Below are 25,755 nucleotides of genomic sequence, written 5' to 3'. Positions count from 1 at the left end.
AAAAATAATTATTTATAATAACATCATAATCAGATGATCCATGAACATTAGGAGGTTCTAATGACTGATCGCATTCAAACTCAAGTTGTTGTTATCGGAGGTGGTCCTGCAGGTTATTCTGCAGCATTTCGCGCAGCAGATTTGGGTTTTCAGACAACTATAGTAGAACATCAACAAAATTTAGGTGGAGTTTGTCTAAATGTAGGCTGTATTCCCTCTAAAGCTTTACTGCATGTTGTAAAAGTACTCAAGGAAATTAAAGAACTTAAAAATAACAATATAGTTCTTAGTGATCCACAAATAAATCTTGAGGCAATACGTAATTGGAAAAAAAAAGTTATTCACAAATTAAGTAGAGGATTATCTAGTATTGCAATCAAGCGTAAAGTACCTATAATACAGGGTGTTGGTAAGTTTGCTAGCGCTAATACATTAGAAGTTATTCTACAAAATGGTTCGTGTACTACTATTACTTTTAATCACGCAATTATCGCGACAGGTTCATCGCCTATTAAAATATCAGGTGTTCCATATCATGATGAACGGATTTGGGATTCCACCTCTGCGCTTGAATTAAATTCAATACCAGGGAGACTTCTTATAATAGGCGGCGGAATTATAGGTCTTGAAATTGCTTCAATTTATTATTCTCTTGGCTCAAAAATTGAAATTATTGAGATGTCTGCGCAGTTAATTCCTCCTGCAGATACAGATGTCATGCAGTTTTTTACTCGATATATTTCTAAACAATTTAAGATTATGTTGGAAAGTAAAGTGACATCTGTTACAGCAGAAAAAGATGGTATATATGTAACCATGAAAGGTAAACAAGCACCTATAGACGTACAGCGTTATGATGCGGTTTTAATAGCAGTTGGTCGTTCACCCAATGGTAAAAACTGTGGAGCAGAAAAGGCTGGCATTCAAGTGGATAAAGTCGGTTTCATTTCTGTCAATAATCAAATGCGCACTAATATTCCACATATTTTTTCTATTGGTGATGTAGTTGGACAGCCAATGCTAGCACATAAAGGAATGCATGAGGGTCATATTGCAGCTGAAGTAATTTTTGGAAAAAAATATTATTTTGATCCAAAAGTTATTCCATGTATTACCTACACTGATCCAGAAATAGCTTGGGTTGGTGTCACTGAAAAAGATGCTAAAGAACAAAACATTTGTTATGAAGTCTCCACTTTCCCTTGGTCCGCTTCAGGTCGAGCTCTTGCATCTAATTGTACAAATGGCATGACCAAATTAATCTTTGATAAAAAAACACATCGTGTTATTGGTGGTGCAATTATTGGAAGCAATGGCGGTGAGCTCTTAGGTGAAATTGGTTTGGCTATTGAAATGGGATGCGACGCGGCAGATATCGCACTAACTATTCATGCTCATCCAACTCTGCACGAGTCAATTGGTTTAACAGCACAAGTATTTGAAGGTAGTATCACTGATATCCTGAATCTAAAATACAGTAAAAACTTTAGTGAATCACGCTAACGTAGTGAGCTATTATACATTATGTGTCTATAATGCTAGCAAAGTTCTTATATGGCATAATTTTCTTAAAAAATATCATATATTTATATACCTCTAAGTGAATAATACATCAATTTCCCAGAATTCTTATACTTTAAAGGGGTTTTTATAAACCCCAATATTGTACTAGTGAAAAAAAAGGATGGATAATATGGGTGATCTCACGCATAGTCAATTATTAATTTTAGGCTCAGGTCCAGCTGGTTATACTGCCGCTATATATGCAGCACGCGCTAACTTACATCCAGTATTAATCACAGGTGTAGAAAAGGGTGGACAATTAACCACTACAACCGATGTCGAAAATTGGCCAGGTAATGCTTATGATTTAACGGGGCCAGCCTTGATGGATAGAATGCATGAGCATGCGCTGAAATTTAATACTCAGATAATTAATGACCAAATTATAAACGTTAACCTTCAAAAAAAACCTTTTTTATTATATGGTGAGAAAAATAGGTATAGTGCTGATGCATTAATTATTGCGACTGGGTCTTCAGCTCGTTATCTCGGACTACCCTCAGAAGAGGCATTTAAAGGACGAGGCGTATCCGCTTGTGCGGTTTGTGATGGTTTCTTTTATCGAGATAAAAAAGTTGCAGTCATTGGTGGCGGCAATACCGCGATAGAAGAAGCATTATATTTGACTAATATTGCCTCTGAAGTTCACCTTATTCATCGTCGAAATACTTTTCGTGCGGAAAAAATTCTTGTAGACCGTCTCTACAAAAAAATCAATCAAAAAAATATTATTCTGCATGCTAATTATACTTTAGATTTAGTTTCAGGTGACCAAAATGGCGTCAATGCATTACGATTGCGCTCAACGCAAGAGACTTTAACAAAAAATTTAACAATCTCCGGTGTATTTATTGCTATAGGTCATACCCCAAATACAAAAATATTTTATAATCAACTTTCCTTGCGTAACGGTTATATTCAAGTGCAATCTGGCATGTATGGTAATGCCACACAAACCAGTATACCTGGCGTATTTGCTGCTGGTGATGTGGTAGATGATATTTACAGGCAAGCTATTACCGCAGCAGGAAGCGGATGCATGGCAGCACGTGATGCGGAGCGTTATTTGGATAATATAACATAAAACTTATTGGGTAATCCGAGTTTTAATTTTTTAAGGTCAAGGATCTATTTTAATGCATAAAAATTCTCTAATTTATTAATTATATTATAGTCACTAATTTTTATAAACTATATTTATAGTTACATTAGTTGCTAATGTATACATATTATATTATATATAACTATAAGAATAATGATTATAAATCATATTACTTATTATTTGAATAAACTATAACCTATGCAAATATTATTTACAATCGATACCAAAAGATGCGAAGTAAATAATTTTCAATATTTATTTTTATAGTCATGAACGTCGGTTAACTTAAAATGTCTAAATCATACTTCTTAACTTTTGCAATATACTAAAAGAAGATATGTAATATACTATTACAAGTTTTAAAAACCCTATTAATAATACACATTACATATACAAACGAATATGATGACTATAAAAATGATTTTTATTGTTTATATAGCAACTCTGCTATAGAGTATCTCGTAAATCTTTTGATCTAATAACTTTTGAAAAATATATTTTAAAAAAATGACCAATAACAGGAAAATACAATAATCTTTTTCGTATGGCTTTTGTTTATAATAAGCACATTAAAACTACTATAACCGATCAATATCTGAAGGTAAAATAGTGAATATTCAGAACTTTCTTTCACAAAAAATTAGTCAAGCTATGCTTTTATCAGGTTTATCAGAAAATTATAGACCGCAAGTTTGTCAGTCGGAACAAGCAAAGTTCGGGCATTATCAAGTAAATAGCATGATGGCATTAGCGAAAAAATTGAATCTATCACCAATAAAACTAGCAAAACAAGTTTTAGAAAAGTTGGATCTTCACGGGATCGCCAAAAAAGTTGAAATCATAAGCCCAGGATTTTTGAATATTTTTCTTGAACCAAAATGGTTAGCCTTACAAATTGACAATATATTAGAAAAAAATAAACTGGGTGTTACACCTATCAAAAAACAGACTATTGTTGTAGATTATTCCTCACCAAATGTAGCTAAAGAAATGCATGTTGGTCACTTACGTTCCACTATTATTGGTGATGCTATGGTACGAACACTGGAGTTTCTTGGGCACAATGTGATACGTGCCAATCATATTGGAGATTGGGGCACTCAGTTTGGCATGTTGATTGCTTTTCTAGAAGAAAAGAAAATTAAAAATTACGAAAACATTACTTTAAATTATTTAGAAATTCTGTACCGTAAAGCCAAACATGCATATGATAAAGATGTAAAATTTGCTGAACGTGCTCGCGATTATGTTGTAAAACTACAAAATGGCGATGATTATTGCCGAAAACTGTGGAAACAATTAGTACATATCACCATGAAACAAAATCAAATACTTTATGATCGCATGAATATTACACTAACATCTAATAATATAATGGGAGAAAGTTTATATCAAAACATGATGCCAGATATGGTATCTGATCTCAGGTCTAAAAAACTTGCAGTACAAAGTCAAGATGCAGTAGTAGTCTTTCTGAATGCAGAGTGCAATAAGTCTAGTGAGCTGACAGGAGTAATTATTCAAAAAAAGGATGGCGCTTATTTATACACTACAACTGATGTTGCTTGCGTGAAATATCGTTGCGAAACTCTACATGCAGATCGCATCCTTTATTATATTGATTCACGTCAAAAACAACATTTAGCTCAAGTGTGGCAGATCGCTCACAAGGCTGGTTATGTTCCAGAAAACGTCCAATTAGAACATCATATGTTTGGGATGATGTTAGGTAAAGATGGAAAACCTTTTAAAACTAGAACCGGTAATACTATTAAATTATCTGATTTACTAGATGAAGCCATAAATCGTGCTACTAGGTTAGTATTAGATAAAAACCCAGATATACCAAAACAAAAATTAAAAACCATCGCGGAAATTATTGGTATTGGCTCAATGAAATATGCCGATTTAGCAAAAAATCGAACTACAAATTATATTTTTGATTGGGATAACATGCTATCTTTAAAGGGTAATACTGCCCTTTATATACAATATGCTTATACTAGAGTGTTATCAATATTTCGTAAAGCAAACATCGACTTAAAAAAACGATTTAATGGATCTACATACCTTTCAAGTAATCATTCAGTAGAATTAGCTCTTAATCTATTACAATTTGATGAAACAGTAAAAAAAGTTGCTCATGATGGAATGCCTCACATAATGTGCGCTTATTTGTATGCTTTATCTTCTAAATTTTCACAATTTTATGAAACTTGCCAGATCCTTGAAGAAAAAGATAAAAAAATTAAACAAAGCTATTTAAAATTAGCGCAGTTAACAGCAAAAACCTTAAAACAAGGATTAACTCTTTTAGGTATTAAAACTCTAGATCATATGTAAATAAATAACTTGATCAACAAATATAGTCAATTTTAGATTTAATATAGGTCCATCAATGATCCAAAGCGCCTATTAATAAGCAATCATAATGTCAGACTCTATGACAAGAGCACTATATTAAGTTTCTGATTGTTGTAAGAGCATATCTATAATTTGTATTTCTAATCCTATCGAAGATATAATTTAATATGGTAAGCGGTCCAATTCTATAAGATATAGAATAAATATTCTTCACTTATCATGATACACTTGTATGAAATTTTCTATGACTGCAATGTATGCATGCGATGGGCTCTGTAATACATCCGCGCTCAATTATAACGCCAACTTGTTCTGCCTGTTCTACTGCGCTTGGTTTACTAACTTTAACGCGAATCCATAAAGACGAAAATTTATTAAGTAATAAGGCTGCCACTTCCTCTGCTACACGTTCAATTAATGAAAATTGCCCGCTACTCACAAAAGTTATAACAGCTTCTACTATACTAGTATAATTTAAACAATCTTTTATGTTATCACTCATACCCGCTTTGCTAGAATCTGATCCTATTTGAAGATCAAGCAACAATTTTTGCGGGACGATTTTTTCCCAATCATAAATACCAATAATAGTGATCACACTGAGTTTATCAATAAATATTATATCCATAATATTTCTCTTTAATTATATAGTAACCAATTATATTAGGTTTAGTATATCTTCAGGTATGGTATTACATAAATATAGAAACGCTACTATCTGTTATTTTGATATATTATAATATATCAAAATTTAAATCATTGTAAAAAATTAGATAAAATTAGAACACAGATGCATACTAAAAGGATTTCTAAAATTCTCAAAAAAATAAACATAAATGACTATTAAGAATAGTATATATAATTTTATATAAAATAATGTATTTAACACTATAATTTTCTGTAAATAAAAATCTTATCTTTATTATTAATAATAAAAACAAGCTATTCATGTCTTGAATACTGAAATAAATAATTTCACTATATTTTTATAAAATCTATTACTTTGACGTATTTAAGATCAAATCTTATCTATGTCTTACCGCTTTTGTTCCTTAATATATTGATTTATTTCAAAAAGTTAATATTAAAACCACCTTATTGTAACATTATATATAATTCTATGATATAATTATCAGTTTTTAATTACTCAATAGTAATTAAACAAATCACACAATAACATAATCTTTTGTTTTTTTCTTTTTTCTTTTTTCTTTTTTCTTTTTTCTTTAATATGTAATACTAAAGATAAAAAACCTTTAATAAAAGTGTATTATACAGATTTCTTTTTAAGCAATTTAATCAAAATAACAAGAACCTATAAACAGTATCATCATATACTAAAATAGTTAAGATAATGGCCAACGAGGATACACTTTAATATCAAGTGAATCATGTGTTATCCCCTTCAGACGAATCGCGCCAGCATACGCAATCATTGCTCCATTGTCTGTACAAAATTCAGGACGAGCATAAAAGACCTCTCCATTACGTCCTGTCATCATATCTGCCAGTTTGTTTCGTAATAAACAGTTAGCACTAACTCCTCCAGCAACCACTAATCGTTTAAAGCCACTTCGATCTAAAGCACGTCGACATTTAATAAGTAATGTATCAATTACCGCATCTTCAAAAGCGCAAGCAATATCAGCGCGAACTTGTTGTGTATTGGCATTATTATAGATAGTCTGAGCTGCAAAGGTTTTTAAACCAGAAAAACTAAAATCTAATCCAGGTCGATTAGTCATTGGTCTTGGAAAAATAAAACGTCCAGGTACACCATGTTGAGAAATTTTAGATAGTTCTCGACCGCCAGGATAACCTAATCCTAATAATTTAGCAATTTTATCAAAAGCCTCACCTGCGGCGTCATCAAGAGACTCTCCTAGTAACTCATAGCAACCCATTGCAGTGACACTAATTAACTGCGTATGACCACCAGATACTAATAACGCGATAAACGGAAAATCTGGGGGATTTTTTTCTAACATTGGCGAAAGAAGATGTCCTTCCATATGATTAATAGCAATAGAAGGAATATTTAAAGAAAATGCGAGCGATCTCCCAATACATGCCCCTATTAGTAAAGCACTAACTAAACCAGGGCCTGCAGTATAAGCAACTGCATTGATATCCTTTACTGTTAATTTAGATTCTTGTAGCGCAGCCTGTATGAGTGGTAAAGTTTGTTGAAGATGATGACGAGCAGCTAGCTCAGGAACTACACCACCGTAAGCCTCATGAACCTCTGATTGAGTATGCACTTGATTTGCTATTAAACCTGCATAAGAGTCATAAATAGCAATTCCAGTTTCATCACAGGATGTTTCAATACCAAGCACGCGCATTAATTTCACCTTATACTTACAATATATAATATTAAAAAAGATGCTCCTATAGACATGACGTCAGTTAGAACATACTGCCAATAACTTAAAAGTATGCTATTATATAATATAATTATATTAATTAATAATTAATCATATTAAAAAATACCTCAAAGTCTTTAACCTATTATCACTAAAAATTAATGAATGGTATAGAATTTCACTTAGCTGTTGAATTAAAATCCAGTCTATTTATTATTTATTTTATGCTATATTTGCTTTACAATGCAGGTGACATTAAGGTAAATTTAAATATTTTAATATAAAACATATTTTTGATTGCCAAAAAAGACAACAAAAAACTATATGTTTTAATGTGAGGGTTGCATGCCAGTAATAAAAGTACGTGAAAATGAGCCATTCGACGTAGCACTGCGCCGCTTTAAACGTTCCTGTGAGAAAGCAGGAGTTTTAGCTGAAGTTCGTCGTCGTGAATTTTATGAAAAACCAACAACTGAACGAAAACGTGCTAAAGCATCTGCTGTTAAGCGCCACGCAAAGAAATTAATACGGGAAAATGCACGTCACACTCGTCTTTATTGACATATAAAATGATTTTACCAGCTTGATAAAATAGTTGCTTATTAATTTGGCCGTGTTTTTAATAGGAGAACACGGCTTGTTTTTGTTGGTTTGATACTTATGAAGTTTCAATTGATTTCATAATTCACATGAGAACATTATAACTATTAATAGGATATCATGTTACAACGTATTCCACCTGAATTTATAAGGGACCTTCTAGGACGTACAGATATTGTTGATCTTGTCGATACTCGTCTTACATTAAAAAAACAAGGTAAGAATTACTATACGCACTGTCCGTTCCATAAAGAAAAAAACCCTTCTTTTGTTGTCAATGGAGAAAAACAATTTTTTCACTGTTTTGGTTGTGGTGCACATGGAAATATAATTGATTTTCTCATGAAATATGATCATTTAACATTTATTGAAAGCATTGAAGAGTTATCAGTTAGTTGTAATCTACCAATACCATATAATACAAATAATAGTGTAAAAGTTTTTTCATATACTCACCAAAAAAATTTATATAAATTCATGCATGATCTATGTCTTTTTTATCAAAAAATCTTAAAACAAACATTATCATCAGTAGCAAAAAATTATCTTGAAGCACGCGAAGTTAGTCAGATAGTTATTCAACGTTTTTCTATTGGATATGCCCCACCTGGATGGAATAATTTATTGAAATATTTTGGAAATAACGCATTGTATCGTCAATTATTGCTTGACACTGGAATGCTTATTAAAAATCTTCAAGGACAAACTTATGATCGATTTCGTGAACGAATTATGTTTCCTATTCATGATAAACTAGGTCGTGTAATTGGTTTTGGAGGACGAATCCTTAACAATGGAATACCAAAATATCTCAATTCACCAGAAACTATAATTTTTCATAAAGGTAATCAATTATATGGTTTGTACGAAACACTAAAGAAGAATTCTCAACCGTCAAAATTACTAGTTGTAGAAGGATATATGGATGTTTTGGCGTTATCTCAGTTTGGAGTAGATTATGCGGTAGCATCTTTAGGCACTGCTATTACAGATAAACACATTCAGACACTATTTCGTATAACAAACACAGTAATCTGTTGCTATGATGGAGATAATGCTGGACGTCATGCTGCATGGCGCATGCTAAAAATTGCACTACCTTATATGCAAGATGGCTATCAATTACGGTTTATGTTTTTACCTGAACGAGAAGATCCTGATACGATCATACGTAAAGAAGGCCAAAAATTATTTGAAATGCGTATTCAAAATTCCGTTCCTATGTCAACATTAATTTTTACCACACTAATTTCACAAGTTAATCTATGCGATCCAGAAGGACGAGCAAGACTTAGTACTCTGGTGTTGCCTCTCATTCAAATGATACCAGGAGAGCTTTTACGCATATATCTACTACAAGAGCTAGGTAATAAGTTAGGAATAATCGATGAAGGTCGGTTGAATAAATTTTTATTACAAAAAATCAAAAATAAACAACCTGTTTTTACACACTCATTTTTTGAAAGAAACACCACTATGCGTATATTAATTGGTTTATTAGTCCAAAACCCTGCTCTATCTAATATCATACCACCAATAAATGGACTAGAAAAAGCAAAAATACCAGGTTTAAATCTTTTTTTTCACCTATTAAAAACTTGCCGTAATTGTCCTTTTTTAACAACCGGGCAACTGTTAGAACTATACCGCAATACAAAATTTAGTAAACACCTTGAAAGACTGGCAATCTGGAACCACATGATTGTTGATGAACAAATAAAAACTATGTTTTTAGACGCTTTTGATAATCTTTATCAACGATCTCAGCAATTAAAACTGGAAAACCTTATTGCCCGTGATCGTGTCAATGGTTTAAACAGCCAGGAGCGTCGTGCATTATGGGCATTAAGTCAAGCTATTAAACATACTACATAATTAATTTATCAAATACTTTTCTATAATAGAAAAAAGAAACATTCCACAAGTGATTAATAATAGTATTGCTTAATATTCATTCTATTGATAACGCAAAGAATAATTTAGCCATTGCTAACATAAAACGTTGGTATTTTTACCAATTGAATTAAAAATGTATAATTTTTTGAATAGGGTATTGTGATCATCATCACAACCCTAATACTATTACTCTTGGCAGATGGCCGTCCAAGATCAATCTAATTTTTAGAAGTATGGATACAGCCTTATGGAGCAAAACCCACAGTCTCAGCTTAAATTACTTGTTACACGTGGTAAAGAGCAAGGATATCTAACCTATTCTGAGATCAATGATCATCTTCCCGATGATATTGTAGATTCCGATCAGCTTGAAGATATCATTCAAATGATTAACAACATGGGCATTCAGGTTGTAGAAGAAGCACCTGATGCCGATGAATTAATACTAAACGAAAACAGCAATGATACTGATGAAGATGCCGTGGAAGCAGCCGCTCAAGTTCTATCTAGTGTAGAGTCTGAAATTGGACGTACAACTGATCCAGTGCGTATGTACATGCGTGAAATGGGCACAGTTGAACTGTTAACACGTGAAGGTGAGATTGACATTGCTAAACGAATTGAAGATGGCATTAATCAAGTGCAATGTTCTGTTGCTGAATACCCAGAAGCAATTACATACCTTTTAGAACAGTATGAAAAAGTTCAATTAGACGAAGCCCGTCTCTCTGATTTAATTACTGGGTTTGTTGACCCCAATGCAGAGATAGATATACCACCTACTATCACTCATATTGGCACGGATCTTCCTTTAGAAGCGGTCAGCGAGAACGAAGATGATGACTCTAATGATGAAACGTCAGATGATGAGCATAACATTGATGCTGAATTAGCACATGAAAAATTTAGTGCTTTGAGAAATCAATATGAAATAACTCGTACTGTGATTAAATCTAGGAGCCGTAGTCATATTAATGCTCTTGAAGAAATAAAAAATCTCTCTGATGTATTTAAACAGTTTCGACTGGTTCCAAAGCAATTTGAATTACTAGTAAATAGCATGCGTATCATGATGGAACGTGTCCGAACACAAGAACGTCTTATTATGAAGCTATGTGTAGAATGGTGTAAAATGCCTAAAAAAAGCTTTATTACTCTATTTACCGGTAATGAAACCAATGATAATTGGCTACAAACTGCAATAACCATGAATAAACGATGGTCAGAAAAACTCAAAGACGTTTCAAATGACGTAGTATATAGCCTTAAAAAACTTCAAGAAATTGAACAGGAAACTGGCTTAACTATTGAGCAAGTAAAAGATATTAACCGTCGAATGTCTATTGGTGAATTAAAAGCACGACGAGCTAAAAAGGAGATGGTGGAAGCGAATTTAAGGTTAGTAATTTCTATCGCTAAAAAATACACTAATCGTGGTCTGCAATTTTTAGATCTAATTCAAGAGGGTAATATTGGTTTAATGAAAGCAGTGGACAAATTTGAATATCGTCGCGGTTATAAATTTTCAACCTATGCTACTTGGTGGATTCGCCAAGCGATTACCAGATCTATCGCAGATCAGGCACGTACAATTCGTATTCCAGTGCACATGATTGAAACCATTAATAAATTAAACCGTATTTCACGACAGATGCTACAAGAAATAGGTCGCGAACCAACACCGGAAGAGTTAGCTGAGCGAATGCTTATACCTGAAGATAAAATTCGAAAAGTAATGAAAATTGCTAAAGAACCAATATCTATGGAAACACCGGTTGGAGATGATGAAGACTCACACCTTGGTGATTTCATTGAAGATACTGCGTTAGAGCTTCCTCTGGACTCCGCAACTTCTGAGAGTCTGCGTGCTGCAACATATGATGTACTAGAAGGACTGACTGCACGTGAAGCAAAAGTTTTACGCATGCGTTTTGGGATCGATATGAATACTGATCACACATTAGAAGAAGTTGGAAAACAATTTGACGTAACTCGAGAACGTATTCGTCAAATTGAAGCAAAAGCATTACGTAAGTTACGTCATCCAAGTCGATCAGAAGTTTTAAAAAGTTTTTTAGACGACTAGATTTACGGTATTTTAATCACCAGTATATATCATATGTTGATATCATCTAGAATCACAAGTGCATATATAGTTCTAAAATGACTCACGTTTTATATATGATTTGATTTAGCATGCTTAATAAGCTTATAAAGAGACTAGAGTCAGGATAAAGAAAAAAATCCTAATTCTAGTCCCTCAAAAAAGATCAGAATCATTCCTGATAGACTTATGTACTAAGTGAAGATATAATTTATAACTGCGTTGTAAAATATAAAGTTGTCAACAAGATATAGTTAAATAGAAATATACCATATATATATTATATAGATAAAGGAATAGGTATTTTAAACTGAAGTGATAAATCTAGTACTTCTTCAATACATGTGACAGGATGAATGGCTAAATTGGAAACAATATTATCTGGAATATCCTCCAGATCGCGTTTATTTTCCTCTGGAATTAAAACGGTTGTAATGCCACCACGACGGGCAGCTAATAGTTTGTCTTTTAAGCCGCCAATAGGTAATACTTGACCGCGTAAAGTAATCTCACCGGTCATAGCAACATCAGAACGCACTGGATTACCAGTTAGACATGAAACAAGCGACGTACACATTGCAATACCTGCGCTAGGACCATCTTTAGGCGTTGCTCCAGTTGGAACATGCACATGAATATCTTTTGTTTCATAAAAATCATTTTTAATACCTAATTTTGATGCCCGAGCGCGAACTACTGTTAATGCAGCTTGAATCGACTCTTGCATAACTTCACCCAATGATCCTGTGTAAGTAAGCTTTCCTTTACCAGGTACACAAGCTGCTTCAATTGTTAGCAGGTCACCACCACCAAATGTAGTCCATGCTAACCCCGTAACCTGACCTACACGATTATGAGAGTCAACACGAGTATAATCATAACGTTGGACACCAAGATAATCTTTTAAATTGTCAGGGTTAATTGCAATCTTCTTGATAGTTTTATCTATAAGAAGTGTCTTAACTGCCTTACGACATAATTTTGATAGTTCTCTCTCTAAATTTCTTACACCAGCTTCACGTGTATAGTACCGAATAATACTAATCAGTGCGCTTTCATCAATAATTAATTCATCTTTTTTTAATGCATTTCTCTCGAATTGCTTAGATAATAAATGCCGTTTAGCAATATTAAGTTTTTCATCTTCTGTATAACCAGATAACCAAATCACTTCCATTCGATCTAATAGTGCTGCTGGGATATTCGTTGAATTAGAGGTTGCGAGAAACATGACATCCGAAAGGTCATAATCAACCTCTAGATAATGATCATTAAAAGCAACATTTTGTTCTGGATCTAGTACTTCAAGAAGAGCTGAAGATGGGTCACCACGCATATCCGATGACATTTTATCAATCTCATCTAGTAAAAATAATGGATTTTTTACTCCTGCTTTAGTTATCTTTTGAATAATTTTTCCAGGCATAGAACCAATATAAGTACGGCGATGGCCACGAATCTCCGCTTCATCACGCATCCCACCTAATGCCATGCGCACATATTTTCTTCCAGTTGCTTTAGCAACAGACTGACCCAAGGAAGTTTTACCTACTCCTGGAGGACCGACTAAGCAAAGGATTGGTCCTTTTATTTTACTAGCTCGACTCTGAACAGCTAAATACTCCAGTATTCTGTCTTTCACAACAGTTAATCCAAAATGATCAGTATCCAATGTTTCTTGTGCTTTTTGTAAATCTTTTTTCATCTTGCTACGATTATACCATGGAACTTGTATCATCCAATCAATATAACTACGAACAACAGTGGATTCTGCTGACATAGGTGACATCATTTTTAACTTGTTTAACTCAGCTTCGGTTTTTTCTCGCGCTTCCTGTGGCATTCTAGCTCGGTCAATCTTGCGCCTCCAGGCTTCATTTTCATCAGGTGTATCCTCTATATCACCTAATTCTTTTTGAATTGCCTTTATCTGTTCATTTAAATAGTACTCTCGCTGACTTTTTTCCATTTGTTTTTTTACACGAGCACGAATACGTTTTTCAACTTGCAGTAATTCCATCCCTGATTCCATCAGAGCCATCAAGTATTCTAAACGTTTACTAACGTCTGACATCTCCAGAATAGACTGTTTTTCAGAAAGCTTTAATGTCATATGAGCTGCCACGGTATCAGAAAGACGCGCGGCATCATCAATATTATTAAGTGACGTTAACACTTCAAGTGGAATTTTTTTATTAAGTTTTATATACCCTGCAAATTGATCAATTGCGGAACGTACTAGCGCTTCTTGCTCTTTCGCTTCCATTACTGGAGATACTAAATACTTAGCTTTAGCTGTAAAATAATCACCATGATCACATAAAGTAGTAATTTTAACACGTTGTAATCCTTCAACTAAGACTTTTACAGTGCCATCCGGTAATTTTAGTATCTGTAAAATCGAGGAAACGGTTCCAACCAAAAAAAGATCCTGAATGCTAGGTTCATCCGTTACAGATTCTTTTTGAGCAACGAGAATAATCTTTTTGTCATGATTAATAGCAGTTTCTATACAACAAATGGCTTTTTCACGTCCTACAAATAACGGGATAACCATATGCGGATAAACCACTGCATCTCGTAACGGTAAGACAGGGATTTCGATGAATTCAGAACACTCAGGATTCATAAAGCTCTCTCTTATTTTCATTTTGGCCAAAGTGAATTAGGCCTCATAATTTTTAATAAATATTGTAAAATAAAATAGCAAATTACGTAAGACAATAAAACTAAATAATATAAATAAATATTTATATCAAAATAAATACATATCATAATCTTTATATAAAAGATATGATATTAAAAAATTCATTGACAACTCATTATACAGATATTGTTTATAGAATTATATTCTTATATAAACTAAATAAATTAAGGAAATTATTTAGTTTTAGTAATATAAATCTAATTACATATTATGTATATTCTATGTCTTTCTATCATTTTTCTTCTATACGATTTATGTATAATATAATCTGATTGAATAATTCCATATTTTATCAAGTAATCATTTTATTATTATATATCATAATATAGATTACAATAACACACATCATATAAATAAATTACAAAAATAAAATTGAAAGTAATATTTTATTTTTTAGAAAGATTACGCGAAAATACATCTATCACATCTATAATTATTATTTTCTTTACTAAAAAATAAAAGCTATAAACCTATTCAACTATAGTCAAGATTAAAAACTTTACTTTAATATAGCTAGAAATATAGTTAGAAATATAGTTAGACATATCGTTAGATATTGAGTAGTAATTTGATTCCATGGGTTTATTTATGGATTGTTGTATCAAATTAACGACTAGCTTATGGTATTCAATACCGACTACATCCTATCAAACTATATTAAATAAGGAATGCAGTTCCATTTTATACATGTAAACAATCTGTGCTACCTTTTAGAAAAAAGAGTCAGCATTTACTCTTTAAATATATCAAAGATAGCACGTTTATGTATTACATAAAATATGTGGGACTATTAAATCTAAATCCTTAGGGATTAAATAAAAATTTTTAAAAATTATTTTTTAGGTCTATCCGCTTCATTATGCTTCGTATAATAACTTGTGAAATAAGGCAAGTTTTTTAAAAAACATAAAGCTAACAAAGTTACTCATATAGTAACAATCTATACTGATCTAAAGTTATTTTTAAAAATGATGCAAATCAGATTTAATCCTTTTATATTGCTTTATAAAAAAATATTAAATTTTTTATAAAAATTATACTGTTTTATTGAAAATAAAACAGTATTCCTCTTGCCAAGATACTATGATTTTTATCAATATCATTATATTTTTAATAGTTTATGTTATAATTTTTTTAGTTTGAAATCACCAGCGGACTGTTAAATCTTAAATAACCCCCTGTAATACTCATATCTAAAATAAAACAATACATGACGCAAAAATCAAATGTCATTAATACACATTAATACACTACAAGAAGAATTTTGTTAGAATATTGATGAGAACTTATTATATAGATAGTTATCTATATGACTATCACTATCATAATAGAATTCATAAAGATTATTAATATTTATTAATCAGAATAACACTGCATTAAAATTAAAATTATTAATGCAATATGTTAATCACGTTAAAAATATTTAGACTGAAGTTGCTTAATTTTTTGATATCACAATAAGAATAATATTCATAAATATATAAAAATATTAAGATCAACACCTTGATGATTTGAATTGTTAATATTACTATATGCACATTTATTTTACTTATATCATATCTCTTAAAATGGCATAAGTTAAACAAAAAAACCAAAATAATACTTCTAAGTTTAAAATAAAATCTAAATTATGATAAATGAAACCTATTTTAAATTACCAAATCAAGAATTAAAACTTCTTATTAGAATCTAAAAAATATTAAAAGTTTAGAAGATTCACAGTGAATCACTATATATATTTTTCATATTATTTTCGTGTATCATGCATACAGAAAAAATATAACATTTTTGAACAACCTGATGATTTAATCTATTTTTAATATATACTAAAACTATATTTTATTTTTAAAGACAATATTTAGCATCAAGTAAGCATGATATTGTAGCTTTATCGATTAATCTCTAATAAATAAGCATAAATTTAGATATATATGCATGTAGTGCATTTTCATGCATTCTAGTTTTGATAAACTATCAATTTTATTTTAATATGCAATAATCAATTAAGATTTCACCATCGTAGATGTTAGATATAATATCTATATATTATAAATAAAAAAATAGATACTATGTAACTAGACTTATCGCTTTCTGATCTTTTAGATTTTTTTAAAAAACTGATCAATTATATACCAAGATCCTATGATATATTTCTAGTAATAATGAGATAAACGGTTGTAAAAAATAAATAACTTAATGTAGCTATGCATACACTTACGCGATAAAGAAATATATTCTAAAAATCATCAAATAATACGCTAATTATCATAGTTTAATAGCAAAATTTTTTATTACTTTTTCTGTATTTTTTATATATAATATATAATTACTACCAGTAAATCCCAACTTCTACTACTAAAACACGAATGATCTCACGATTACTTGCGTTATCAAAAAACTCTTTTAAATGATTTGCAGCTGCTTGACCAATACCATGAGCTGAACTTAATGTCTTTAAATCAGCTGATAGAAGAAGATTTAATGTAACAAAATAAGATGCAAGATTTTCTGCTGCAACTAATCCAATCTTGCTTATTCCTAAAGCGTATATAAAACGCGCAAAAGTAGTTTTTTTTGAGATAATCAATGCATCTATTATATTCTGTGCTAACTTTTGTCCAACACCCTCTAAACTGATAAGTTGATCTATTGTAAGCATAAAAAGATCAGCTGGATTATTTATATATTCTTTATCCACTAACTGATCAATTATTTTTTTACCTATGCCATTAATATTTAATGCTTTACGAGAAGCAAAATGCCTTATAGCACTCTTACGCTGCGCTGGACAAGATAAACCACCTGTACAGCGTACAGTTGATTCACTTGATATAAACTGTATTTTAGAACCACATCCTGGGCACTGTTTTGGAACAGTAATACTTTTTAAAATTGGATGAGCATCAATGTCAGATTTTACAACACTAATTATTTGCGGGATGACATCACCAGCCCTACGAATGACAACGTTATCTCCAATTTTTAATCCAAGTCGATCAATTTCATGCATATTATGCAAGGTTGCTCTACTTACAAGCACTCCTGCGATTCGAATAGGTTCTAATTGTGCAACCGGCGTAATCACTCCAGTTCGACCTACTCGAAATTCTACATTATTTACTCTCGTCATAACTTCTTGTGCTAAAAACTTAAAAGCTATTGCCCATCTTGGAGCATGCGAAGAAGAACCTATTTTTCTTTGTAATTCCAAATTATCTACCTTAATTACTATCCCATCAATATCAAAACCAAAAAATGGACGATTTATTTCCGCATCATGATAAAATCTAATTACTTCTCTAGAAGAGTAACAAAGGCGCATATAATTACTCACCGGTAATCCCCAAACCTTAAAATATTGCAAACAAGCTATATGACTACATGGCATTGCTCTACCTTTAGAAAAACCCAACCCATAACACATAAAGGTTAGAGGACGTTTTGCTGTAATACAAGGATCTAAATGACGCAAAGAACCAGAAGCAGCATTACGCGGATTGGAGAAGATTTTATGTCCATCTCTATAGGCTGCCTGATTTATTTTTTTAAATCCTGCATGCGACATAAATACCTCTCCGCGTACCTCTAGATAATCTGGAATATTATTACCTATGAGATGTTTTGGAATAATACTAATAGTTCTAACGTTAGCAGTAATATCTTCCCCAATCAGTCCATCACCGCGAGTAGACGCCCTAACCAGCCTGCCATTGAGATACAATAAGCTAACTGCTAAACCATCTAGCTTAAGCTCACAACATAATGTAATGTTACTACTAATGTTTAATCTTTTTTTCAGCCGCTGATAGAAAGCGAGAAAACTGCTCTCATCTGATACAGTATCTAGAGATAACATCGGAATTTTATGATGAACTTGTTTAAAAACGCTACTTAAACAAGATCCGCCTATACATTGGGTTGGGGAATCCTGTGTCAGAAGATTAGGATTTTCGGTCTCTAATTGACGAAGATTCTCCATCAGACGATCATATTCTGCATCAGGTATGTCTGGTTCATTTATCACATAATATTGATATTGATAATTTCTGAGAAGAGTTTTAAGATAAGCAATGGTTTTTTGTGCGGATTCCATAAAATAGCATCCTAAAAGGTATCAATTCATATTATTGAAATAAAATAAAAAAAATACTTATATTAATAATACAATTTGATAAATATTTATCATGCAGAGGCTATATTTTATATTTTATATTTTATATTTTATATTGTCATAACCTAACTACTATTTCAAACCTAATTAAGATATTATGATCACCTATACTAGAATAATATTCTACCATATTATGATAATATATATTATATATTACTTATCTAATATATTACCTATCTAAAATCTTAAATAGTTATATAAATATATTATAACATACATCACTACTCTGTTATCTAATTTCTGTGCTTTATAAACACAAAATTATAACTTATTAGTCCATGCCAGATACTAAATATTACATAATATTATTTTGTTTTTTAAAAATCAGATGACAGAAAAAAGATAATTTAAATGGTATTTGAATGTATTTGAATTATTTTATTAATTAGTCATACTATCATAAATTTTTAAAATAATGATAGTTTTGATATGGAAATCTTATTTTACTAAATAAATTACTGCAAATAAGATGCAAAAAATATAAAACAGCTCATAAAGAAAAATATTAACACGAATAATGAATATTTATCTAACAATAAAAAATATCCACTAAGTTCTAATATCCTAAAATAACCTTTATCTGCTAATGACATGCTTGCACTAAAATTTTAATTTAAGAACTTACAAACATCAGTCACGCTAATTTTCGAGTCAATAAGATCTATTATCTATATCGAGCAATAACAATTATTTTTATCATAAAGGATCACTAGCTCCATGAAAGAGCAATATAACCCTCAAGACATAGAGACCTATGTTCAAAAATACTGGAATCAACAAGAAACATTTAAAGCAACCGAGATTGAAAATAAAGAAAAATATTACTGTCTCTCTATGATTCCTTATCCTTCTGGCGCTTTACACATGGGGCACGTACGAAATTATACTATTGGTGATGTCTTATCACGTTATCATCGTATGCTAGGTAAAAACGTATTACATCCAATTGGGTGGGATGCTTTTGGGCTTCCAGCTGAAACTGCAGCGCTGGAGAATAATGCACTACCATCATCTTGGACTTATACCAACATTAACCATATGAAGCATCAATTAAAATCACTTGGATTAAGCTATGATTGGAGTCGTGAAATTACTACTTGTCAGCCAGATTATTACCGCTGGGAACAATGGTTTTTTATTCAACTTTATAAAAAAGGTTTAGTTTATAAAAAAACTGAACCAGTTAATTGGTGCCCTCACCATATGACAGTATTAGCTAATGAGCAAGTTATTGATGGTTGTTGTTGGCGCTGTCATTCTATTGTTGAAAATAAAAATATCCCACAGTGGTTTATGAGAATCACAAATTATGCGGAGGAATTACTAAATAGTCTTGATACTTTAAAGGAGTGGCCTGAAAATGTTAAGACTATGCAAAGAAATTGGATTGGGCGCTCTGAAGGGGTAGAGATTGATTTTAAGATTGCAGATAGCATCGAAATAATCAAGATATATACTACGAGAGCAGATACTTTAATGGGAGTAACATATATTGCCGTAGCACCAAATCACTCAATAGCTAATTTAGCTGCTATGCAGGATCAATCTATAGCAACCTTTATTAATAAATATTGTAAAACTAAAGTACCTAGAGCCGATAGTAAAAAAATTGATCAGATCGGCATACTGACAAGAGTGGTGGTAAAACATCCTCTCACGGGAGACTCACTACCAGTATGGATATCAAATTATGTACTAATGGAGTACGGAACAGGTGCTGTTATGGGAGTGCCAGGTCATAGTCAAAATGACTGGGAGTTTGCTCAAAAATATCATATACCTATTAAACCTGTTATTCTATATACTGATAATAGCATTCCCGATCTTACTCAATGTGCAATGACAGACAAAGGCACGTTATTTAATTCTGGTGAATTTAATGGTTTGTCATATAAAGAAGCCATTATAATGATAGTTCATGCCATAACTCAAAAAGGCGTAGGAAGGCGCAAAATAAACTATCGCCTAAAAGATTGGAGTGTATCACGTCAAAGATATTGGGGCGTGCCAATCCCAATGGTTACTCTAGAAGATGGTGAGATTTTGCCCGTTGCAAATAATCAACTGCCAATTCTTTTACCAAAAAAAAATTTCTCCAATTATATTGCTAATTCTATAAAAATTGATGAAACATGGGCTAAAACCATTGTAAATGGCCAAAAAGCCTTTCGTGAGACTGATACTTTTGATACCTTTATGGAATCCTCTTGGTACTATGCGCGCTATACTTCTGCTAACTATCAAAACGGAATGTTAGACCCCGTCTCTGCTAACTATTGGTTACCGGTAGATTGCTACATAGGAGGAATTGAACATGCTACTATGCACCTTCTTTATTTCCGTTTTTTTCATAAACTTCTGCGTGATGCAGGACTAGTAGATTCTAATGAGCCTGTCAAGCGTCTTTTGTGTCAAGGCATGGTTCTATCTGATGCTTTTTATTTTACCAGTAACCGAGGAGATCGTCGTTGGGTATCATCTTGTGATATTATCATTGAGCGTGATCATAACGGAAAAATCTTGCACGCTACAGATGCAGATGGTAAAAAATTAGTTTATGCTGGCATGATTAAAATGTCAAAATCTAAAAAAAACGGCATTAACGTAACAACAATGGTAAACCGTTACGGAGCTGATACTATTCGATTATTTATTATGTTTGCAGCACCGGTAGATATGAGCTTAGAATGGAAAATTAAAGGGGTTGAAGGAATGCAACGATTTTTAAAACGGATATGGAAATTAGTTTGGCAACATACTATGCTAGGCATTCCACAGATGCTTGATCATCCGGTATATTGTTATGAACAAAAAATCTTGCGTCGTCATTTGCATCAAACAATTAGAAAAGTATCTCGGGATATAGGACAGCGTCAAACATTTAATACAGCTATTTCTGCTATTATGGCAATAACAAAAAAACTGATAATCACACCACAAAAAACAGCAACAGATCGCATATTAATGCAAGAAGCTCTTATCGCTATAGTTCGCATGCTACACCCTTTTACCCCTCACATTACCTTTATCTTATGGAAAGCTCTGGGAGAAAAAAAAGATATAGATTATGCGCCATGGCCTCAAGAGGATAAAATTGCCACGATTGAAGAGAGCCAGGTAGTGGTTATACAGATTAATGGTAAAATGCGTAGTAAGATTATACTAGAAAAAAACTTAACACAGAAAGAAATACAAGAGCGTGCCAAACAAGATCCTATAGTTCTAAAATATCTTCATGGCATTCAAATTAAAAAAATTATTTATGTACCAGGAAAAATACTCAATTTTGTACTTACTTAAATTAGAGAGGTACTTTGAAAAAACTACTGGTTGCTTTATTTCTTGGTATTTTTATATGGGGTACAAATGGATGTGGATATCATCGATATCACGCTATTGAAATACCATTTGGAATGAAAACACTTGTATTAGACACAGAAGATCCATACGGTCCTCTGGCTATGACATTGCATGAAGCACTTCAACTACATAATATACATGTGATTAAAAGAAAAAGAAAAAATATAAAAATATCCTCTATACGATTACAAAAAGAAGAGATTAGTCGTAATGCGCTGTCTATTTTTTCAGATGGAAAAACATCTGAATATTCAATTACTATGACTATTTTTATACAGATGATTATACCTCATAAAGGCATATATCCAATAACATCAACAGTATCTCGTTCATTTTTTGATCATCCATATGCCCCCTTGGCAAAAGACACAGAGCAAAGTATTATTATTAGTGACATGAGAATGCAAGCAGTAGAAAACTTAATACATCAATTTTTAAAAACCTACTATACGGCAAATCACACTACTATTAAATTACATGATAGCTAATTATTAGAAAATGTTTATTTGATGCCTACTGAGTATCATCAACACAGAAAAATTACAATCGATGCAAAAAATTTATCCTGAACAACTTGAGTCGCAACTTGCTAAAAGCTTAAAAACATGCTATATGTTAATTGGTAAGGAACCTTTTTTATTGGAAGAAGCAAAAAATATTATTCGAGCGGCTGCTCAAAAACAGGGCTTTACAGCCTATCTAAAAATTGAATTAAATAATAGTATAGATTGGCAAAATATTTTTAATATTTGTCAATCATTTAGTTTATTCAAGACCCGTCAAATATTTTTACTTGTTTTTCCAGATTGCGATCCTAATTCTTTTATAAACACACAACTAATACAACTTTCGAACTTCATACACAGTGATATCTTACTAATACTTCAAACTTCCTCGTTCTCTAAAAAACAAAAAAATACTATATGGTACAATAATCTCTCTATAGATGCACTAGAAGTTTCATGTCACACAATAGAGCAAGAAAAGTTATCTCTTTGGGTATCATCTAGAGCAAAAAATTTAAATTTAAGAATAAATGATGAAGTGCAACAATTATTATGCTATGCTTATGAAGGTAATTTACTAGAATTATCAAAGGTACTAGAGCAAGCCTTAATATTATGGCCCAATACTTTAATCACTAAAAAACATATTGAAAAAATTATTTATAATTCAGCACATTTTACTATATTTCACTGGTTACACTCTGTTCTTGCAGGAGATGGTAAACGAGCCATCCACATCCTGCATAAAATAAGTTTAGACAATACTGAACCAATGATTCTGCTACGTATGCTACAGCGTGATCTAATATTACTTCTCATTATAAAAAGAAGAATAAACAATACTCCATTACATACTATATTAAATCAGCATCGAATATATCCACAACACCGTACTTATTTAACTCTTGCTGTCAAACGTCTTTCCAATATAGATTTTCTATATGCATTTCATCTTATGAGTAGAATAGAACTAAAATTAAAAAAAAATTTTAATCAAGCAATATGGTTAGAAATAGAAGTGTTAACAATGATATTATGTGGATTTCGTTATCCACTAAATATTGACGTAAACTCACTATAATTATTAAATAATAAGTGGTCATTTATACCAGATGTGACCTAAAAAATATAAACAATAACAAAAAAAATTATTACTAATTAAGATACAGTTTACGAAAAATAAAAAATTAATCAAAATTAATTACTCTTTAAAAAAATATACACTCGGTCTGATGCTAAGATTAATGTTAATAACAAAACCGCTCAATATTTATCCAGATCCCTCATTAAAATAATCTGTTTACAAGAGATAAAATAATTTATAAATCCTTGTATTTTAAAAAAAATGATATAATCATTATGGACAAAAATGTAATTCATCCGTATAAGACAAATTTGTAATATATACATTGATCAAATATAAAGAGAATTTATAAATATTTAAGTATTTCAAATCTGTTTCAAAAATTATTTAAAAAAATTAATTATTAATATACACACAATAATTTTAGTTAATTACTTTATTTTTTTCTTTCCTGCACTATTTTTTATATATATCAATACTCAAAACGAAGACTAGTATCACTAGTATCATTAACATGAATACGCTAAAACAATTTTTAATCAAAATTAGCGAATAATGAGAACTTCATATAATATATAAATTTTATTTTTATAAAATTAACTACTTCAGAAAATCATAATCTTAACAATGATCTATAAATATATAAATTTAGTCCTTTTAATATTTTTTAGATTAAGCCTTGTCAGGTCTCTGTGAATAATAAAAAAAACCAATCATTAATATTATCGCTATAGCCACCTATATTGTTTTATTAACATCCTCATATTACCTTTATTACATAATAAGCTTCTCCATGATACGCTGATACATTCTGCTTAACACTTGCAAGTCTGATGCTCTAATACATTCATTGCTTTGATGGATAGTAGCATTTACCAGCCCCAACTCTACAACCTGGGCTCCAATTTTTTTAAAAAAATATCCATCAGAAGTTCCACCAGTTGTTAATATTTTTGGAGCACAATTTGTATAGTGTTCAATTGTTTTAACCACTACATCTATTAAATCACCATTGATGGTTAAAAATGGTTTTCGAATACTCTGCCATGTAATATTATAATGAAAATCATGTCGATTGCACAATTCCTGAACACGTTGTTGAATTAATATTTCTGTAAGTTGCGGGCTAAATCGAAAATTTAATTTAATAAAACAATCTCCTGGAATAATATTGCTTGCACCAGTTCCAGCCTTTATATTAGAAATTTGCATGCAAGTTGGTGAAAAAAATTCATTTCCTGTATCCCATTGAGTCAAAAGTAACTCGTGAAGAATTGAGATAGCATGATGTATTGGATTATCAGCAAGATGTGGATAAGCAATATGCCCTTGGAGACCTTGTATATGAAGATTAGCAGTAATTGATCCACGACGACCATTTTTTATTACATCACCTACTGTCTGAATGCTAGTTGGCTCCCCAAGTAAACAGTAATCTAAAGTTTCATGACGTGCTATTAATTTTTCAACTACCTTTATTGTACCATTCTTACCACTACCTTCTTCATCTGAGGTAATCAAAAATGCTAACCGCCCTTTGTGCCTTGGGTATATCATTAAAAAACGTTCAGCCGCGATAATCATAGCTGCTAGGGCACCTTTCATATCAGCAACTCCACGACCAAATAACATACCATTCTGCATGGTAAGCTCAAATGGAGGGTACATCCAATATTTTAGATCACCAGTTGGTACTACATCAGTATGACCTGAGAAAACTAAGCTTTTACCATGACCACGCCATGCCCAAAAATTTTTTGTATCCCCAATATTCATTGGTTCAATTGTAAAGCCTATCCTCTTGAGACGAGAAATTAAAATGACTTGACAACCAGCATCATCCGGACTAATAGATGGACAGGAAATCAATTGTTTTGTTAGCTCAACAATTGGACAACTAATCATATATAAAATACCCCAAACAGTAACTTA

At 31.6% G+C, this 25,755-nt stretch carries 14 protein-coding genes; 9 read left to right on the top strand and 5 right to left on the bottom strand.

What is annotated here, in order from left to right:
* Positions 1–60 precede the first annotated feature (60 nt).
* The 3 genes from lpdA to argS all read left to right on the top strand — a co-directional run bounded on the left by lpdA (position 61) and on the right by argS (position 5,008).
* The gene (gene lpdA / locus ERCISPPA3004_RS01515; protein ID WP_157990368.1) at positions 61–1,503 is read left to right on the top strand and encodes a dihydrolipoyl dehydrogenase; all 1,443 of its coding nucleotides are present in this window, start codon (positions 61–63) and stop codon (positions 1,501–1,503) included.
* Between the two features lie 190 nt (positions 1,504–1,693).
* Positions 1,694–2,647: a thioredoxin-disulfide reductase gene (gene trxB / locus ERCISPPA3004_RS01510; RefSeq protein WP_157990367.1), complete on the top strand. Its 954-nt coding sequence runs from the start codon at positions 1,694–1,696 to the stop codon at positions 2,645–2,647.
* Positions 2,648–3,274: 627 nt separating this feature from the next.
* Complete coding sequence (gene argS, locus ERCISPPA3004_RS01505) at positions 3,275–5,008, top strand: arginine--tRNA ligase (RefSeq protein WP_157990366.1); 1,734 nt, start codon at positions 3,275–3,277, stop codon at positions 5,006–5,008.
* A gap of 238 nt (positions 5,009–5,246) precedes the next feature.
* Here the strand turns inward: argS and folB are convergent, their stop codons facing one another.
* Both folB and tsaD read right to left on the bottom strand, forming a co-directional pair.
* Positions 5,247–5,657, bottom strand: a complete 411-nt coding sequence (folB, locus tag ERCISPPA3004_RS01500) for a dihydroneopterin aldolase (RefSeq protein WP_157990365.1) — start codon at positions 5,655–5,657, stop codon at positions 5,247–5,249.
* Positions 5,658–6,375: 718 nt separating this feature from the next.
* Positions 6,376–7,374, bottom strand: coding sequence for a tRNA (adenosine(37)-N6)-threonylcarbamoyltransferase complex transferase subunit TsaD (gene tsaD / locus ERCISPPA3004_RS01495; protein WP_157990678.1), 999 nt, complete (start codon positions 7,372–7,374; stop codon positions 6,376–6,378).
* 366 nt (positions 7,375–7,740) lie between these two features.
* Here tsaD and rpsU point away from each other — a divergent pair, with 366 nt between their 5' ends.
* The 3 genes from rpsU (at position 7,741) to rpoD (ending at position 11,977) form a co-directional block, all read left to right on the top strand.
* Positions 7,741–7,956, top strand: a complete 216-nt coding sequence (rpsU, locus tag ERCISPPA3004_RS01490; protein ID WP_157989110.1) for a 30S ribosomal protein S21 — start codon at positions 7,741–7,743, stop codon at positions 7,954–7,956.
* A gap of 159 nt (positions 7,957–8,115) precedes the next feature.
* Complete coding sequence (gene dnaG / locus ERCISPPA3004_RS01485; RefSeq protein WP_157990364.1) at positions 8,116–9,870, top strand: DNA primase; 1,755 nt, start codon at positions 8,116–8,118, stop codon at positions 9,868–9,870.
* 268 nt (positions 9,871–10,138) lie between these two features.
* Positions 10,139–11,977 carry an RNA polymerase sigma factor RpoD gene (gene rpoD / locus ERCISPPA3004_RS01480; protein ID WP_157990363.1) on the top strand — a complete coding sequence of 613 codons (1,839 nt, stop codon included), beginning with the start codon at positions 10,139–10,141 and terminating at the stop codon, positions 11,975–11,977.
* 298 nt (positions 11,978–12,275) lie between these two features.
* Here the strand turns inward: rpoD and lon are convergent, their stop codons facing one another.
* Both lon and ligA read right to left on the bottom strand, forming a co-directional pair.
* Positions 12,276–14,624 (bottom strand): endopeptidase La, encoded by a 2,349-nt coding sequence (gene lon / locus ERCISPPA3004_RS01475; RefSeq protein ID WP_157990362.1) that lies wholly within the window; start codon positions 14,622–14,624, stop codon positions 12,276–12,278.
* Between the two features lie 2,407 nt (positions 14,625–17,031).
* Complete coding sequence (gene ligA / locus ERCISPPA3004_RS01470) at positions 17,032–18,795, bottom strand: NAD-dependent DNA ligase LigA (protein ID WP_157990361.1); 1,764 nt, start codon at positions 18,793–18,795, stop codon at positions 17,032–17,034.
* A gap of 795 nt (positions 18,796–19,590) precedes the next feature.
* Between ligA and leuS the strand changes: the two genes are divergently transcribed.
* The 3 genes from leuS (at position 19,591) to holA (ending at position 23,820) form a co-directional block, all read left to right on the top strand.
* Positions 19,591–22,173 (top strand): leucine--tRNA ligase, encoded by a 2,583-nt coding sequence (gene leuS, locus ERCISPPA3004_RS01465; RefSeq protein WP_157990360.1) that lies wholly within the window; start codon positions 19,591–19,593, stop codon positions 22,171–22,173.
* Positions 22,174–22,187: 14 nt separating this feature from the next.
* Entirely contained in the window at positions 22,188–22,721 is a 534-nt protein-coding gene (gene lptE, locus ERCISPPA3004_RS01460) for an LPS assembly lipoprotein LptE (protein WP_157990359.1), read from the top strand.
* A gap of 61 nt (positions 22,722–22,782) precedes the next feature.
* Positions 22,783–23,820, top strand: a complete 1,038-nt coding sequence (gene holA, locus ERCISPPA3004_RS01455; protein ID WP_157990358.1) for a DNA polymerase III subunit delta — start codon at positions 22,783–22,785, stop codon at positions 23,818–23,820.
* Between the two features lie 777 nt (positions 23,821–24,597).
* Here holA and dapE read toward each other — a convergent pair.
* Complete coding sequence (dapE, locus tag ERCISPPA3004_RS01450) at positions 24,598–25,725, bottom strand: succinyl-diaminopimelate desuccinylase (RefSeq protein ID WP_157990677.1); 1,128 nt, start codon at positions 25,723–25,725, stop codon at positions 24,598–24,600.
* Positions 25,726–25,755: the final 30 nt, after the last annotated feature.

It is taken from the genome of Candidatus Erwinia haradaeae (assembly GCF_900698995.1).
In the GTDB taxonomy this organism is placed as follows: Bacteria; Pseudomonadota; Gammaproteobacteria; order Enterobacterales; family Enterobacteriaceae; genus Erwinia_E; species Erwinia_E haradaeae_C.
The sequence above is the reverse complement of the archived record's forward strand: the minus strand, read 5'-3'. Positions and strand labels throughout refer to the sequence as shown.

Bases quoted from the DNA above. Each gene is read 5' to 3' on its own strand.
- leuS (WP_157990360.1), top strand. From the start codon at position 19,591: ATGAAAGAGCAATATAACCCTCAAGACATAGAGACCTATGTTCAAAAA.
- lon (WP_157990362.1), bottom strand. From the start codon at position 14,624: ATGAATCCTGAGTGTTCTGAATTCATCGAAATCCCTGTCTTACCGTTA.
- rpoD (WP_157990363.1), top strand. From the start codon at position 10,139: ATGGAGCAAAACCCACAGTCTCAGCTTAAATTACTTGTTACACGTGGT.
- rpsU (WP_157989110.1), top strand. From the start codon at position 7,741: ATGCCAGTAATAAAAGTACGTGAAAATGAGCCATTCGACGTAGCACTG.
- ligA (WP_157990361.1), bottom strand. From the start codon at position 18,795: ATGGAATCCGCACAAAAAACCATTGCTTATCTTAAAACTCTTCTCAGA.
- dnaG (WP_157990364.1), top strand. From the start codon at position 8,116: ATGTTACAACGTATTCCACCTGAATTTATAAGGGACCTTCTAGGACGT.
- holA (WP_157990358.1), top strand. From the start codon at position 22,783: ATGCAAAAAATTTATCCTGAACAACTTGAGTCGCAACTTGCTAAAAGC.
- folB (WP_157990365.1), bottom strand. From the start codon at position 5,657: ATGGATATAATATTTATTGATAAACTCAGTGTGATCACTATTATTGGT.
- tsaD (WP_157990678.1), bottom strand. From the start codon at position 7,374: ATGCGCGTGCTTGGTATTGAAACATCCTGTGATGAAACTGGAATTGCT.
- lpdA (WP_157990368.1), top strand. From the start codon at position 61: ATGACTGATCGCATTCAAACTCAAGTTGTTGTTATCGGAGGTGGTCCT.
- trxB (WP_157990367.1), top strand. From the start codon at position 1,694: ATGGGTGATCTCACGCATAGTCAATTATTAATTTTAGGCTCAGGTCCA.